Here is a 15,518-nt window from a genome sequence, read left to right as displayed (position 1 = left end):
GCCAGCGATTGTCTTTAAAGAAATGGCATTGGCTGCTTGATATTGGAGAGTGTCGCACTTCGCAGTTGAATTCGGGATCTAGCTGCCTTTAACTGGGTGTAATCTTTATAAATAGCCTTGATTCTACTGATTTTAAGTATATATTAGGGCCTTGATAAAAAAGTACTGGATAAATACACATGACCTCATACAACAACGCTGGAGCATCACACATAGATGTCGAGAAAAAGCTCAATGCCGTTGGCTCAGCACAACGTGAACGGCTAGCCTTTATAGACTTTGCCCTTTACTTCCTTGGTGAGGTCACACGGAAAGATTTGATCGACCGCTTTGCGGTTGGTCATGCTGCTACTACTCGAGACTTTGCGCTTTATAAAGAGATCGCGCCGGATAACCTCAAGCTAGATATGCGATCAAAAAAGTACTACAAGCAGCCTGATTTCAGCCCGTTGTTTAATCTCGATCTGAAAAAGACGCTAGCAACGATCTCTCTGGGCTATGGCGACGGTTTCTCCGGTCATCAGGATTTTCCAATTCAGTGTGAATCCCCGACGTCGCTGACCGTTCCGCGTACACCTATCATGGCGGCGCTGTGCGAAGGTATTTACCGTAACAAGCTGCTGGAAATTGAGTACATCTCCACCTCTAGTGGTAAAAGCCGCCGTGTGATTGCCCCTCACAGTCTTGTTGATTCAGGTAATCGCTGGCACGTACGTTCTTTCGACCGTAAAAATGAACAGTTCATGGATGTGGTTTGTAACCGCGTAACCTCTGTAACGATTCTTGATGATGAGCCTATAACTGATGAGCGAATTGAAGCTGATCGCCAATGGCAAAAATACATCGAGGTTAAGCTGATCCCTCACCCACATCAAGGGAACCCAGAAGCTATCGAGCTGGACTACGAAATGAAAGAGGGCAAGCTGACCATTGAAGTTCGTGCCGCGCTTGCAGGATACCTGCTAAGAAAGTGGGAAGTTGATTGTAGCGAAGATGGCCGATTGCATGAATACGTTGGTTATCAGTTAGCTTTAGCTAACCCACAAGCACTGTACCAAGTAAACAGCGCTACTCTTGCGCCGGGATATAAATCGAAAGAAAGCTAATATTGCTGAAATAGCCCAGTACATCATCATTGAACCGTCTTTATGGGCGGTTTTTACTCTTTAGCGCTAAATAACAAAACCAACGGTAGGCCGCAACGGCATTATCAGCTGTTGCAGTAATACCGCCAGTTATTTCAGTCAGCACTATTTGGGAATATTAAACGACTTCTCACCTTTACAAGTAAAGGTAAAGTAGCGACTGCGCTCATGGAATGCAGAAAAACCTTGGCCACGACAAAAAGCGCCATTGAGCTCATGCATGTAGGCCAAGGTATCTTGATCTTTGACCGAGAAATAACTGTTGTTATCGCAGACGACGCGAATTTTACCGTCATCACCTTGGGCATAAGACTGAACTTTGGAGCCGCACAAGGTAAAACTGGCTTCGACAAACTCGTCAGCACGCTCATCAACAGACTTGGAACATCCTGCTATCACCAGGGGCAAAAAAGTCACAAGCAGTACTTTCTTCACAATCGGTCTCCTACACATATATTAGTAAATGTCTAATAATCAGTGTAGTGCGGGTTTACAATTGCCGTGTCTCAATTCTTGTATAAAAGACTTTTTATTTAATTGAGTATCAATTTTATCCGTTAATCTGTCTTTTTTTGCCTTTAGGCTCATCAATACGACGGCGGTGCCAGATAGAGTAATGGCGCAGTCCTGCTGGGCCGTGGGCAATAACCACTGACATCACGAGGATGATAATGAACAACTCAGGTTTGTGTTGCGGGATCAAGAAAAAGCAACTGAGCAGACCTAACTTTAGGTAAGTCAGTACACCTTTTAACTGGATGAGCCATAGCCGCGATTGGCGAATTTCCAATCCAGTCATAATTAAGCCTGTCACCATTGCCATAATCCACCAATGAATCCACAGCGACTTATCTACCCCATATAGGAACCCGCCTGCACTGCCTGCAATGCCGAGGATGTGCATGGCACGAATAGCCGTTTTACTTAAACGCTGAATCCAAAAGCGGGTTTCAGACATGCCGAATAGCTCTTCTTGATGGACAGACTTACCGCGCTTCGAGCCTGAAGGCTTTCTATCAGAAGATGAATTGGCATCAGTGGAGGGTTTGCGAGGTTGATTCATGGTAATGACAGGGTATTCAAACAATGCGGTGAAGAATACCCTTTATGGACAACGATGTCTCTAAGCCAGAAACGGCAACAGCCTATTTTTATAAGGCTTTTAACGTGGCGCTTTCGTCAATGTGGTGATTTCACCATCAACAACAAGGTAGCAATCCATTCCTGCCGCCAATGCTGCACGTTGACCTAATTCAGTATCTTCAAATACCACGCAGTCATGTGGTTCAACACCCATACGCTTGGCTGCTTCTAAAAAGGTGTCTGGATTAGGTTTATGGTTAACGACATCATCCGCTGTTACCAATGCATCTAACATAGGTAGAATGCCTGTCTGGTCAAGCAGAGGCTCGGCATTAAACATGCGGCTTCCCGTACCTACGGCCACTTTTTTACTGCCTTCATTATCGAGCAGTACTTGATACACCGGATCAATCACTTCACCCTTATGGATTATTTCGTCGTAAAACTTGTATTTGGTATTCGCTAAACGCTCTACATCAAAGTTTTGACAGAAGGCTCGATTGATCTCATTGGCAATTCTTACGCTAGGCATTCCGCCCAAATTATAAAACCACTCACGATCAAAGGGTATCTCATGAATTGCACAAGTTTTTTCCCATGCTTCTAGATGTGCTGGCATTGAATCAACCAACGTTCCATCCATATCGAAAATGATACCTGTGTAGCTTGATAAATCCATGTTTCTCCTTGTTATTTTCTTTGTGTTTTGGGCTTTATCTCCCTCCAATACACCCGTGCATCGTAACGGCACTGTATGACACTTATATTGCAATCACTGCCTAATGTAAACCTCTACATTCAGTAAACCCGTATGCCCCAAGAAACTGACACTTGATTGATTCTGTGAGAGCTATGGAGACATCCAGGCATAAGAAAGCAACGCAATTGTTCACATATTAAGCAGAACAATCTATTGATCACATAAAAAATAGCAAAACCCTCCTGAACTAGGTATACATGCAACACTTTTGTATATATATTCAGTCGATAAACATTGATATTCACTGTGCCTTTTTTGATATTGGACGTACAGCTAAGGAACGCGACATGGGCCAACCAGACATTACCTCTCTCATACCAATTATTGTCACCCTCGCCTTATCCCTCACAACACGAAACGTTGTCATCGGTTTATTTGGCGGTGTTTTCAGTGGCGTCGTTATGCTCAACGGTGTTGCACCGCTTGATACGTTCGGCACTTTGGTCAAGGACTATCTCGTCCCTCAACTCACCGACAGCTATAACGCAGGCGTGATCGTTCTGCTGGTATTTATTGGTGGCTTTGTCGCCTTGATGGAACAATCCGGTGGTGGACAAGCTTTTGCTGCGAAGGTTACCCACTGGATCAGTAGTAAGTGTCGTGCTCAGCTATCATCATGGTTTGGTGGCATTTTTATTTTCTTCTCCGATTTAGGTACGCCGCTTATCGTTGGCCCAGTTTTCCGCCCGTTATTTGATAAGCTCAAGCTTTCTCGTCAAAAACTTGCATTTATCATTGATTCTACTTCTTCACCTGTCGCGATATTGATCCCTTTTATTGGCTGGGGTGTATACATCATGGGCTTGTTGCAAAAAGAATTCAGTGCAATGGATGTCGCTATCACTGACTGGGAAGCCTTCGTCAGAGCGATTCCTTTCCAGTTCTATGCATTTTTAGCTATTTTTATTGTGCCTTTAGTGGCAATCAAAAAGCTCGATTTCGGACCGATGGCTATTGCAGAAGCGAAAGCTCAGCAAGGAATAATTACTGCAGCCAGCACTGATACCTTACAGACGTTTACGCATAAAAATGCAAAATCATCTTTTGTATTCGCGCCACTGCTTGTCATGGCACTGGTACTCGTAATGATGCTGGCACCGCTTGGCTTCCCGTTTGAAAAGGTATCTGGCTCGGTATTCCGTGCAGCACTTTCCAGTGCTTACTTCTTTGCCGCAATGACTTTGATTGCCCTGATGGCGTTTTACGGTGTACGTAAACTCAGTGATGGGATCAGCGTTTATCTCAAAGGCATGGGAAATATGATGCAAGTTGCCATTGTCCTTATCTTGGCCTGGACACTAAGCAGCGTGGGTAAAGAGTTGGGTACAGCGGCCTACATTGCAGAGCAAGCACAGGCCGGCTTTCCTTATTGGCTAGTACCCGCAGTAGCATTCTTGTTGTCAGCGATTATTTCTTTTGCAACCGGTTCATCATGGGGCACTTTTGCCATCATGATACCATTGGTGATCCCAACAGCCATTGCCATCGATGCCCCACTGTATGCCTGTATTGGTGCTGTTCTTTCTGGCGGGTTATTCGGTGATCACTGCTCACCAATTTCAGAAACAACGATTCTATCGTCGACAGGATCAGGTTGTGATCAATTTGAGCACTTCAGAACGCAGTTACCTTATGCATTGCTCAATGGCTCTATTGCGTTGGTGAGCTTCATTGCTGCAGGTTTGATGCAAAGCCCTGTCGTGTTGGCTTTCGCTCTTGTTTTACAAGCGTGTATGGTTTATTTACTGGCAAAATGGCAACGCAGTGCTCAAGCTTCAACCGTTAGTTCGACAGAAGCATAAAGCAATAACAGAGCAGCCAGCGTATCACGCTGGCTGCTTCATTGATCAGCTAAAACACGTCTATTTTATTTGTTGCAGGATCTTATCTAATTCACGCTTAGCTTCACCAAGCCCCATTTTTTCGCCACTCGATCAAAGAAGCCTTGGGTTTGTTTCAACTCGATCCAGTGATTAACGTAATTGATCCACACTTGATCTTCTTTGGGTAACAGCATCGCAATGGGGGTGGGTAAGCGCATACCATCGACCTTGGCCACGCTCAGTTGTGGATAGCGTTTAACCAAGGATGCGGCTTCTATATTCGATGTCACGATAGCGGTAGTTTTATTATCCAGAAGATATTGATGAGTCAATTTGGCGCTCTCGCTAACATGCTTTCTGGCATTTGGCAGCAACTCTTCCACCAAGCTTTGCTGCACCGTACCCGCAGTGGTCGTAAGAATGACCGAAGAGGCATTGAAGTCACTCCATTTGCGAAAACGCTTTGCATTCGCTTTATTTACGACAGGAACAAACGCCAAATAGTAATAAGTATCGCTGTAGCCTGCCAACCTTGCGCGGTGCATATTCAACGAGGCGCTCCCCGTCATATCATATTTGTCGGTAACCACACCATTAACCAGTTTTTTCCAGGATGTAGGAACATACTCAACCGTCACACCCAAGTCTTTGGCTAGCTCGGTGGTAATATCAATATCAAAACCACGATAAAAATTTGTGGCAGGATCTCGTATAGTCATCGGACTCCAGTCACCTGTTGTCCCTACCCTCAGCACGCCACGGTCAATAATCTCTGTCAACCGACTTTTGGCGGCATGAGTCACCCCTGAAAGCAATGACATCAAAATACAAACAATTACAGCGCCACTTTTGATGTACCCTGTTTTCATAGATGCCCCTGATACCCATAAAAAAACTTATCTATAAAGATAGCAGTAATTTATCTTGGCAAATTTAACCATTGGAACTTTTATAGCCTTGTAAAAACATTGAGACAGATGATTTCAGGTACTGCTTGCGTTCCTGTTCTGATTCTTCAGTTTGCTGACCGAGATATGCCCAATAGACAGCTCGACCATGGCACATCAATAAAAATTGCATCGCCGCATCGCCGCAATTCAAATTTTCTTTTAACAGGCCTTTAACGACAAGTTGTTCCAAATATGCTGCCACCATTTCAGTGGTATTCTTTGGGCCGGCATTCAAGTAGACCTTAGCAAGATCAGGATGAGTATCACTTTGCCTTACCGCTGTCTTGTAGGTATTCAACGCCTCATCACTGAGTAACATATTCTGAAACCGCCAAGCGAAGTCTTCAAGTACTTGTTCAGGCTCTCTGGGATCATCCAGCAAACAGATATCTAGCTGATTTGCCGTACATTTATCCCGAATGCAAGTATCAAAGAGCTCATCCTTAGTCTTGAAATGTGAATACACCGTTTGCTTGGACACCTGCGCTCTTAATGCGATGGCTTCCATGCTAATGCCATAGCCCTGCTCGCAGAACAGATCTGTCGCGGCTTTTAAAATTTGTTCCCTTTTCTGGGCACTTCTTGCAGTCAACACACGCTCACCCTTAATTAACAAACCTATATAAGTTTTAATACAATCAAACTAGACAGTCTAGTTCCAATGGTTTATTTTTTACATATGGACTGGACAGTCTAGTTTATATCCCAAATATTTGGATATCACAACTTAAGGCAGGGCAAGATGAAAAGGACAACAATCGCCGGTATCGTAATCGGTTCAGCATTGCTAGTAGGATGTAATACTTCTACGACATCACCACCCGATCAACAAATGAACCAGCTGTTAAGTGTCAATACGTTCACGCTAGCCCCTTCCGATCACTATAATGTCGAGCGCGAATATGTCGGGATGGTACAAGCTGGGCAACAAGCGAATTTAGGTGCCGAACTGGGTGGTAAAGTGGCCCGTATCTTGGCTGACGTCGGCGACGACGTAAAAGCTGGTGATCCTCTCCTTATTCTAGATACCCAACTTTTAATCACCCAAGCGGATGAGTTACGTGCTCAACAGTCCCAAATCACCGCTCAACTGGACTTAGTTGAAGCGAATTTAAAGCGCCAGAATTCATTGAAGAAGAAAGGTTTTAGTGCTGATTCGGAAATTGATGCCCTCAATAGCCAGCGCAATGCACTACGTGCCAACTACCGCCAGCTCACAGCTTCTTTAGCTGCCAACCAACTCCGTCAAGAAAAGTCGACTGTCTACGCACCGTACGATGGCACTATCAGTGCTCGCCATGTGTCAAAAGGCGATGTCATTAATGTCAGTGCACCAACCCTGACTTTACTGGCGTCCACCAGCAGGGAGGCCCATATCGGCATACCCGCCAAACAGCTTGCTAAGTTGATTACTCATAGTGATTGGCAGCTGCGTGTCGGCACCAATAGTTACCCTGTCACCCTACTGAACCCCGGCGCTCGTGTCGACAGCGGATCGCGCACGGTCAAACTCCGATTTTCCTTGCCTGAAAACGCTGAAGTGATCGACGGTCAACTCGCTTACTTACTGTTCAGTGATGTACATGATAAACCCGGTTACTGGATCCCGCTTTCGGCAATGACAGACGGCCTTCGTGGCGTGTGGAATGTTTTTGTAATGAGTGATGAAGATAACCTGCATGTGGTTGAGCGTCGATCTATTCAGGTACTCCATGCCAACGCTGAATATGCTTACGTAACCGGAGCACTAACACCTGGCGAGAGATTGATTTCGGGTGGGCTTCACCGTTTAGTCCCTGGTCAGGCAGTACAACCGGTAAAAAAGTTACCACTGCCTCTGAAGACACACGATGAGGCCGTGCTATGAAGATGGAAGCCATAATTAGCAATACCCGTCTATTGGTTTTAGCTGTTGCGCTCTTGGTCGTCGCGGGTTTTTCTGCCCTCACGACGCTACCAAGGGCAGAAGATCCAGTGATCCACAACCGCCATGCTAGCATCATTACCCACTTTCCAGGGGCAACCGCCGAGCGGGTAGAAGCACTCATCACCGAAAAAATTGAAACCGAACTGCGCCAATTAGAAGAAATCAAAGAGCTATCTTCCGTCTCGAGACCGGGGATTTCGGTTATTCAAGTCGAGCTTAATGACGAGATAATCGATTCGGAACCAGTGTGGTCGAGAACCAGAGATAAGCTGTCCGATGTCACACCTTTGCTTCCGGCTGGCTCTTCTGTACCTGATTTAGAAAGCGATCATGGTTATGCCTATACCATGATCACAGCCCTCACTTGGCAAGGCGATAGCCAGCCAGATTTGCTGACTTTACGCCGCTATGCCATTGAGCTCGGTAACCGGATGCGGATCATGAGCGGCGTGGAGTTTGTCGATACCTATGGCCTACCCGATGAAGAAATCCAGGTCACGTTAGATCCTGCAGCAACTAGCGCTCTCGGCCTCTCAGCCATTTCTTTGTCACAAGCCATCGATCAAGCGGATGCTAAAAATTCAGCCGGTGAATTGGTTAATGGCCAAAACCGCTTTGCCTTAGAAGTCTCTGATTCGCTTGATACCCTCGACAGGGTGAGGCGCGTACCTATCACAATGGATGACAATGGCTTCCTGATTCGATTGGAAGACATCGCCGAGGTAGAGCGCAAGGCTGCATCGCCACCTTCTGAAATTGGCGTTGTAGACGGAAACCCTGCGATTATTGTGGCTGCCCGGATGCAACCGACATTACGGGTTGATCAGTGGACTGAGCGGATGAACAAGCTGTTGGAGCAATACCGACAACAAATCCCTTCCAATATTTCGGTCGATGTCATTTTTGAGCAAGAGAGCTATACCGAAACCCGACTGTCTGATCTCAACAACAGCTTATTGCTCGGCTTTTCAATTATCCTGGTGGTCTTACTGCTGACCTTAGGAGTCCGCTCAGCCATTATTGTGGCGGTTTCATTACCGCTTACCAGCCTTGTCACCCTCTCGATGATGAAATTTACAGGGCTGCCTATCAACCAAATGTCAGTAACCGGTCTTATCGTTGCGCTTGGTATCATGGTAGACAACGCCATCGTCATGGTCGACACCATCCAACACTACCGCCAACAAGGTAAAGCCAAGCTGGAAGCGGCATTACAGGCAATCCAGCATTTATGGATCCCGTTACTGGGATCAACGTTAACAACGGTATTGGCATTCGCACCAATTTTCCTCATGCCAGGCCCTGCTGGTGAATTTGTCAGCGCTATCGCCATCACTGTATGTTTCTCGTTGATTGGTTCGTATTTAATTTCCCATACGCTGGTAGCCGGTTTTGCTTCTCGCATATTACCTTCGGCCAATCAGGGCCAGCGATGGTACCACACAGGTATCGTCATTCCGGCGGTCAGTAAACGCTTTGAAGGCTCTATTCGTTTTGCGATTAAACACCCACTGATCACCGCTGGTTTGGTGTGTATCCTTCCCTTCACTGGGTTCTGGGCAGCAACACAACTTACCGAGCAGTTCTTCCCACCATCTGACAGGGATATGTTCGAGGTACAACTTTTCCTGCCACCACAAGCCAGTGTTTTTGCGACACAGCAAGCGACCAAGCAGGTTGACCAAATCCTGGCTAGCTATGAGGGCGTCGAGCAGGTTAGCTGGGTTGTTGGCGGTAATTTTCCCTCTTTCTACTACAACCTCGTCAGCCGCCAACAAGGTGCGCCTTACTTTGCTCAGGCCATGATAAAAGTGCGTGATTTCGAACTAGCCAATACCCTGATCCCTGCCCTTCAGGCCAATCTCGATCAACAAATGCCCAATGCGCAGATACTGGTTAGAAAGCTTGAACAAGGCCCCCCATTCAATGCGCCGTTAGAAGTCAGGCTATATGGCCCTAACCTCGACAGACTTAAAGCTATTGGCGAAGATATCCGCTTGATCATGGCTAAAACTCCGAACGTTACACATACCCGTGAAACCCTACAGCCGGGAACACCAAAGGTGTGGCTCAATGTGAATGAGGAAGCCAGTCAGCTAAGTGGCCTGAGCCTTAAAGACCTTGCTGATCTCCTGCAAGCGTCTTTCACTGGCCGTTTGAGTGGCAGCATTATTGAGGCTACCGAATCCATTCCTGTCCGCGTACGTGTCAGTGATGAAAACCGAGAAAGTATGAGTCAACTGAGCAGTCTGCCACTTCCTATAAAAGCGGACAGTGATGTGATTGGCTTACCGGTATTTGCCATTGCCGACCTGTCTCTTACTCCTAGTCGAGGCGCGATCCCTCGGCGTAACGGGCAGCGGGTCAACGTCATTGAAGGCTATATCCGCGCCGGCGTGCTGCCGCAAACAGCCTTGGTACATTTTCAGGCTGAACTGGAAAAGTACCGAGCCAGCATCCCCAGTGGCTACACCATTGAGTTTGGGGGCGAGTCGGCAGAGCGTAACGAGTCAGTCGGTAACCTGATGGCAAACCTGACTATGGTCATCACCTTGTTAGTTATGGTGGTGGTGCTGTCGTTCAACTCATTCCGTTTAAGCCTGGTTATTTTCCTTGTAGGGATACTTTCAGCAGGGTTAGGTTTGCTGTCAGTGGCCTCTTTTGGTTACCCGTTTGGCTTTACTGTGATCATCGGCTTGCTCGGCCTAGTCGGCCTAGCGATTAACGCCGCCATCGTCATACTGGCCGAGCTAAAGAGCAGCCCAGAAGCGAGTAAGGGCAACCTAGATGCGATTGTGGTCGCCGTAATGAGCTGTACTAGGCACATTACCTCAACGACCATTACGACCATCGGTGGCTTCATGCCGCTGATCCTAGCCGGTGGTGGCTTCTGGCCTCCATTTGCTGTGGCAATTGCAGGCGGTACCCTGCTTACAACTCTGGTCTCGTTTTACTTTGTTCCCGCTGCGTTCAAGCTGGCAGTAAAATACAAGCCTTTGGCGGTACGTAACACTGAGCTACAACCCAACTATGATCGACAGCCAAAAGAGAGCCTACAGTGATTGGGTAATCAATGACGTGATGAAATGGTCAATGACGGGCTTGCCCGTCATTCTTTTTTTACTGACAGTATTGTTGTAACGTACTGTAGGACTCAGAAAAGTTATTATTGGGGAAGTACTCGTTATTGATCAGCAAACTTTTGCTCTTGGCCCAGTTATGGGCAAATGAGCCATTGCCGTAAGGAATGTCGTAAATTTCAAAATGCCGCTCATCACGCGTATAAATAAGGTTGGCGGCCATCCTACCCGAGCGCTGCAAGGTGTTTTTGTAATACTGAAAATCACCCTGACAACTTTTAATCACATATGAGCCTTTTTCACTCCGTACACTGATGTAGTACTTCGCCATATTCTCAAATTTACTCAGCTGCCATACACCAACATCTTTACTCATTTGTATTCGAGGTAATATCACTTCTTTTTCAATCACTACATTTTGCGGTGATTCAATCTGTGCCATATTCTGGTTTTCCACCTCATTAGAGTCATGATGGAGCAAACGCATTATCGGCTTACTAACTCTCTGAGGCTCAGGGTTCAGGCTATGCCATACATTCAGCAACGGCTCTTTCGCGGGGCCCATCCCGAGCCATACCAAAGCGACAGGGATAACAATCATCGCCAAGCGTCCCCAGTAACGGCTTCTGCCAATGGCTTTAATTTGGTTGACTACCGCTGGAGTCAATGGTTGCGAAGCAGCAACGAGTTGCCCCGGTCGTTCAGATTTCACAACTTCTGTCTTCTTACTGCCTTTTTCACGGCGAAGGCTATCCACTTTCGATTGCAAACGGCGATTTTCCCGACGCAACGCCTGCATATCTTCTACCATCATTTGCTTATAATTTTTCTCCCCTTCTGATGTCGCCTTTTTATCTTCTAGCTGTTCAAGCACCGTTTTCAGCTTTTTTTCCAGATCCTTATTGCACTGCTGAAGGCCCCTATTAGTCTCTTCAAGCAATTGGCATTTTTTCTGCCATATCACGGCTTGCTCATTAGATTTAAGGTAGACAGTCTGCACTGCCTCTTCATGGCCATGTCCAGACAACACCTTTTCATAAGCCTGACTGACCAACTGCATCATTGACTTTGAGCCTCCCTTGTCAGGGTGGCAGCGGCTTGAAAGTTGCTTATATCGCCGCTTCACATCAGTCACAGGTGTATTCTTTCTTATGCCCAGAATATCGAAATATGTTGTCATTCCATTTTTACCGATAGCATTTTTTGAACCAATATCCCGCTTTCATTATATGCAGACAATTACATACCTTGCTAAACACATTTCGTCACTCCCTGTCATGTGCCATATATAGAAGCGATATGCCATAGCAAACGGAAAATATTCTGGCCTCTCTACAAAAAGTAAAAATGTTATCGACTTTTGAATGGGTTAGTTGATAATTTTTCCTCTTTAAACACAAAAACAACCTATTACACTGGGTAACAGGTTGTTCTTTGATCATTTGTTGCTTTGCTATCAGGTGTGAAGATTGTGCTTTCGCATCCTGAACTCGCCGGGAGAGCAGCCCATGTGCTTCTTAAATACCCGAGAGAAATAAGAGACATCCTTAAAACCTGTTGAGTGAGCGATCTGTGAAATTTTTTCTCTATCAGAACTCAATAACCCACACGCTAAATCAAGCCGTTTCTTAATAATATACTGCTTCAAGGTCACACCCATCACATTGTGAAATAGGCGAGAAAAGTAAGTGGGAGAATAATGACAAGCATTGGCGAGATCTTCTTCCCGCAACGGTGAGCTAATATTCTCATCGATGATCTTCAATGCAGGTCTGATTGACAGTTCACGTTGTTCATAACCCTGCACCGGCTCGGCGACAACATTATGAGTATGGAGCCTACTGAAACAGGCTTCGATTTCTTGTTTGGTTGCGTTGGCGGCAATCACATCTTCGCCACCAGCTCGAAGGACATTCAAAGCAAGATCGGCGTCAAGACTGTGATATACCACCACGACCTTAGTCTGCGGGAAGCGACTTTTCACCGACTGCAACAATTCAAAACCATTCGACGTTGAGTCTACGACTTCAAGGAAGATCAGCTCCTGACCTGTCATTGTTGACAACAGCTCAAAAGGCGAGACGTCCACCACATCATGTGACATCTTAAGGTTTTCTTTCGCTTCTGCCACTTTATCGAAGTGGCTACAACTAACCCATATCACAGCTTCACCTTAATCTATTAAGAAAATTACAAACGCTTAGTCTGTATAAACTCTCCTTGTCATAAAACTTCGTCGCATCAATTATAGTTTTATGCCCGTCAAAAAAGTGACGTGACATTGATAATTAACGTCTATAAACCCAAAAAATTCCAGACGGCAAATTTGTTGCAACTTTAAATCTAATTCTTCAAAATAATCTGCTAATGCGATGACTTCAACAAGTTAAAGCGCATAACTGCCTTTAAAATCAATTCTGTTATATCAAATTTGAATTTAAGGAATTTTTTAAGTCAAAAAAAATCTATTAATTTATTCCGTATTGCATTTTCTTAAAATTACTTTTTGCTATTTTTCGCCTTATACACCACAAAATTATAGCGCTTAAGGCGACAAGCAAGAAAAAGACCATATCAACACACTTGCACTAAATAGACTTACATCATATCCAACTAATATCACAATTATTAAAACCCAGTAGCATTAACAGAACGACTTCTGACAATAAAAATCACCAAGTCATGTCAAGGCACTTGGAGATCGGAAAAAGAGGGAGGGAATGAATGACACAAGCAGATTCAGTTATGCACTGGCGCATACTACGATCAACAAGCTGAAGCGGCTGTACTCTATAAAAGGTCATAACAAATGAAAATACACGCATAAAATTCTGGCACGTCAATCCATCCTATTAAAATTTGTTGAATTTTTTGAAGACAATCGCATTTTTATCTATTAATATGTCCGGGAAAATTGAGTTCCGATGAAGACAGCAGGAGAGTGGCAAGTACTCGCTATTAACGCTAGGTACAAGCCCGCCGAAGAAGTAAGCTCGCTATCCCGTTTGCAGCCACTGCAGGCATTAGTCAGTAAATCTTTCAGGCACCCTACTCAGTGAAACACTGAGCAAGGTATGGACTGTTGTTGGAGGAGCCTCTGGAGAGAACCGTTTAATCGGTCGCCGAAGGAGCAAACCTGAATTCAGGTGAAACTCTCAGGCAAAAGGACAGAGGAGATAAGATCAACAGCACAGAAAGTAACACCAACATTCTGATACACCATACAACGGTATAACTGTTGTTCTTTATCTCTTCCTTTGATGTTTAAAGGTAAAGAGAAAATGAACCCACTATATAATTTCTTACAAACTATTGATAACCTCGTTTGGGGCCCACCACTACTTCTTTTGCTAGTAGGTACAGGTATTTACCTGACAGTCCGCCTTGGGCTGATCCAGATTCGCTACCTACCCCTCGCTTTGGGCTATCTATTCAAGGGAAACAAAAACAGCAAGGCTGACGGTGACGTTTCCAGTTTTGCCGCACTGTGTACAGCACTTTCCGCAACCATAGGTACCGGTAATATTGTCGGTGTTGCGACCGCCATTAAAATGGGTGGTCCAGGCGCTCTATTCTGGATGTGGCTTGCAGCGTTGTTCGGTATGGCAACCAAGTATGCAGAGTGCCTACTGGCGGTTAAATACCGTGAAGTCGATTCCAATGGCCAAATGCTCGGTGGCCCAATGTATTACATTGAAAAAGGCACCGGTCAAAAATGGCTGGCACGTATGTTCGCCGTATTTGCTCTAGGTGTTGCCTGCTTTGGTATTGGTACTTTCCCACAAGCTAATGCCATTGTTGATGCAGCCTATTTATCATTTGAGATCCCACGTGAAATCACAGTTGTTATTCTCACCATTCTTGTTGCTGTGGTAACACTTGGTGGTGTGAAGTCTATAGCTAAAGTCGCCAGCAAAGTTGTGCCATTCATGGCCGTGTTCTACATCATTGCTTGTGTCATTGTACTTGGCTCACAATACAGTGCGATTCCTGCTGCCATCCAACTTGTGGTGCAATCAGCTTTCACCGGTCATGCCGCAACAGGTGGTTTCGTTGGTGCAGGCATCATGCTGGCTATCCAGTCTGGTATTGCTCGTGGTGTATTCTCGAACGAATCTGGTCTCGGTAGTGCACCTATGGCAGCCGCTGCTGCAAAAACCGATTCATGTGTAGAGCAAGGCTTGATCTCGATGACAGGTACATTCTTCGATACCATCATCATTTGTACCATGACAGGCCTTACCTTAGTGGTAACCGGTGCTTGGCAAAGCGACTACGCAGGGGCTGCGATGACCAGCTATGCTTTTGCCAGCGGTTTGGACTCTAGTTTCATTGGCCCAATGATGGTTACTATCGGCCTGATGTTCTTCGCCTTTACGACTATTCTGGGTTGGAACTACTACGGTGAGCGTTGTATTACGTATCTATTTGGCGTTAAGGCTATCTTGCCTTACAAGGTGTTCTTCCTAGTACTGGTTGCCGCTGGCGCCTTTATGAAACTGGATATGATTTGGCTGATTGCCGATATCGTGAATGGTTTGATGGCGGTCCCGAACTTGATAGGTTTGATCTTGCTGCGTGATGTGGTTGTTGCGGAAACTAAAGAGTTCTTCCTAAAACTGAATACGCCAGCCGCTCAGGTACAAACGATTTAAGTGTGATGCTTTAAAGTAGCCATCACCCAATAGCTAACCAATTTCATGAAATAGTCGCCACTAAACACCCTTCGGTATATATCACCGCGGGGTGT

13 protein-coding genes and 1 riboswitch are annotated in these 15,518 nt (G+C 45.6%); of the genes, 6 read left to right on the top strand and 7 right to left on the bottom strand.

Annotation, left to right across the window (positions count from 1 at the left end):
• The first annotated feature begins 179 nt into the window (after nucleotides 1–179).
• Nucleotides 180–1,106 (top strand): WYL domain-containing protein, encoded by a 927-nt coding sequence (locus tag NHN17_RS17045; RefSeq protein WP_255043837.1) that lies wholly within the window; start codon nucleotides 180–182, stop codon nucleotides 1,104–1,106.
• Between the two features lie 144 nt (nucleotides 1,107–1,250).
• Here the strand turns inward: NHN17_RS17045 and NHN17_RS17040 are convergent, their stop codons facing one another.
• The 3 genes from NHN17_RS17040 to NHN17_RS17030 form a co-directional block, all read right to left on the bottom strand.
• Nucleotides 1,251–1,580: a hypothetical protein gene (locus tag NHN17_RS17040; RefSeq protein ID WP_255043836.1), complete on the bottom strand. Its 330-nt coding sequence runs from the start codon at nucleotides 1,578–1,580 to the stop codon at nucleotides 1,251–1,253.
• A 115-nt stretch (nucleotides 1,581–1,695) separates the two neighbouring features.
• A complete protein-coding gene (locus tag NHN17_RS17035; RefSeq protein WP_255043835.1) occupies nucleotides 1,696–2,208 on the bottom strand; it encodes a hypothetical protein in 513 nt (170 codons plus the stop codon).
• A 99-nt stretch (nucleotides 2,209–2,307) separates the two neighbouring features.
• Complete coding sequence (locus NHN17_RS17030) at nucleotides 2,308–2,907, bottom strand: HAD family hydrolase (protein ID WP_255043834.1); 600 nt, start codon at nucleotides 2,905–2,907, stop codon at nucleotides 2,308–2,310.
• A 368-nt stretch (nucleotides 2,908–3,275) separates the two neighbouring features.
• On the opposite strand from NHN17_RS17030, the gene NHN17_RS17025 reads away from it, so the two are divergent.
• Nucleotides 3,276–4,790, top strand: coding sequence for a Na+/H+ antiporter NhaC family protein (locus NHN17_RS17025; RefSeq protein WP_255043833.1), 1,515 nt, complete (start codon nucleotides 3,276–3,278; stop codon nucleotides 4,788–4,790).
• Between the two features lie 86 nt (nucleotides 4,791–4,876).
• Here NHN17_RS17025 and NHN17_RS17020 read toward each other — a convergent pair whose 3' ends face one another.
• Together NHN17_RS17020 and NHN17_RS17015 are read right to left on the bottom strand one after the other, a co-directional pair.
• Nucleotides 4,877–5,680 carry a transporter substrate-binding domain-containing protein gene (locus NHN17_RS17020; protein WP_373689573.1) on the bottom strand — a complete coding sequence of 268 codons (804 nt, stop codon included), beginning with the start codon at nucleotides 5,678–5,680 and terminating at the stop codon, nucleotides 4,877–4,879.
• A 64-nt stretch (nucleotides 5,681–5,744) separates the two neighbouring features.
• Nucleotides 5,745–6,356: a TetR/AcrR family transcriptional regulator gene (locus NHN17_RS17015; protein WP_255043832.1), complete on the bottom strand. Its 612-nt coding sequence runs from the start codon at nucleotides 6,354–6,356 to the stop codon at nucleotides 5,745–5,747.
• Nucleotides 6,357–6,503: 147 nt separating this feature from the next.
• Between NHN17_RS17015 and NHN17_RS17010 the strand changes: the two genes are divergently transcribed.
• Nucleotides 6,504–7,628: an efflux RND transporter periplasmic adaptor subunit gene (locus tag NHN17_RS17010; protein ID WP_255043831.1), complete on the top strand. Its 1,125-nt coding sequence runs from the start codon at nucleotides 6,504–6,506 to the stop codon at nucleotides 7,626–7,628.
• A gap of 2 nt (nucleotides 7,629–7,630) precedes the next feature.
• A complete protein-coding gene (locus NHN17_RS17005; RefSeq protein ID WP_255043838.1) occupies nucleotides 7,631–10,750 on the top strand; it encodes an efflux RND transporter permease subunit in 3,120 nt (1,039 codons plus the stop codon).
• Nucleotides 10,751–10,808: 58 nt separating this feature from the next.
• On the opposite strand, the gene NHN17_RS17000 is transcribed toward NHN17_RS17005, so the two are convergent.
• Both NHN17_RS17000 and NHN17_RS16995 read right to left on the bottom strand, forming a co-directional pair.
• The gene (locus NHN17_RS17000; protein ID WP_255043830.1) at nucleotides 10,809–11,948 is read right to left on the bottom strand and encodes a J domain-containing protein; all 1,140 of its coding nucleotides are present in this window, start codon (nucleotides 11,946–11,948) and stop codon (nucleotides 10,809–10,811) included.
• A gap of 276 nt (nucleotides 11,949–12,224) precedes the next feature.
• A complete protein-coding gene (locus tag NHN17_RS16995; protein WP_255043829.1) occupies nucleotides 12,225–12,932 on the bottom strand; it encodes a response regulator transcription factor in 708 nt (235 codons plus the stop codon).
• A gap of 760 nt (nucleotides 12,933–13,692) precedes the next feature.
• On the opposite strand from NHN17_RS16995, the gene NHN17_RS16990 reads away from it, so the two are divergent.
• Nucleotides 13,693–13,827: a hypothetical protein gene (locus NHN17_RS16990; RefSeq protein WP_255043828.1), complete on the top strand. Its 135-nt coding sequence runs from the start codon at nucleotides 13,693–13,695 to the stop codon at nucleotides 13,825–13,827.
• A 28-nt stretch (nucleotides 13,828–13,855) separates the two neighbouring features.
• A riboswitch (glycine riboswitch) is annotated at nucleotides 13,856–13,949 on the top strand.
• 100 nt (nucleotides 13,950–14,049) lie between these two features.
• Nucleotides 14,050–15,423 (top strand): alanine/glycine:cation symporter family protein, encoded by a 1,374-nt coding sequence (locus NHN17_RS16985; RefSeq protein WP_255043827.1) that lies wholly within the window; start codon nucleotides 14,050–14,052, stop codon nucleotides 15,421–15,423.
• Nucleotides 15,424–15,518 lie beyond the last annotated feature (95 nt).

It is taken from the genome of Photobacterium pectinilyticum (assembly GCF_024357955.1).
Lineage (GTDB): Bacteria > Pseudomonadota > Gammaproteobacteria > Enterobacterales > Vibrionaceae > Photobacterium > Photobacterium pectinilyticum.
This window is presented reverse-complemented; position numbering and strand designations above follow the sequence as displayed.

Coding starts and splice junctions, on each gene's coding strand:
- NHN17_RS17045 (WP_255043837.1), top strand. CDS start 180: ATGACCTCATACAACAACGCTGGAGCATCACACATAGATGTCGAGAAA.
- NHN17_RS17005 (WP_255043838.1), top strand. CDS start 7,631: ATGGAAGCCATAATTAGCAATACCCGTCTATTGGTTTTAGCTGTTGCG.
- NHN17_RS16985 (WP_255043827.1), top strand. CDS start 14,050: ATGAACCCACTATATAATTTCTTACAAACTATTGATAACCTCGTTTGG.
- NHN17_RS17020 (WP_373689573.1), bottom strand. CDS start 5,680: ATGAAAACAGGGTACATCAAAAGTGGCGCTGTAATTGTTTGTATTTTG.
- NHN17_RS17000 (WP_255043830.1), bottom strand. CDS start 11,948: ATGACAACATATTTCGATATTCTGGGCATAAGAAAGAATACACCTGTG.
- NHN17_RS17035 (WP_255043835.1), bottom strand. CDS start 2,208: ATGAATCAACCTCGCAAACCCTCCACTGATGCCAATTCATCTTCTGAT.
- NHN17_RS17030 (WP_255043834.1), bottom strand. CDS start 2,907: ATGGATTTATCAAGCTACACAGGTATCATTTTCGATATGGATGGAACG.
- NHN17_RS17010 (WP_255043831.1), top strand. CDS start 6,504: ATGAAAAGGACAACAATCGCCGGTATCGTAATCGGTTCAGCATTGCTA.
- NHN17_RS17025 (WP_255043833.1), top strand. CDS start 3,276: ATGGGCCAACCAGACATTACCTCTCTCATACCAATTATTGTCACCCTC.
- NHN17_RS16990 (WP_255043828.1), top strand. CDS start 13,693: ATGAAGACAGCAGGAGAGTGGCAAGTACTCGCTATTAACGCTAGGTAC.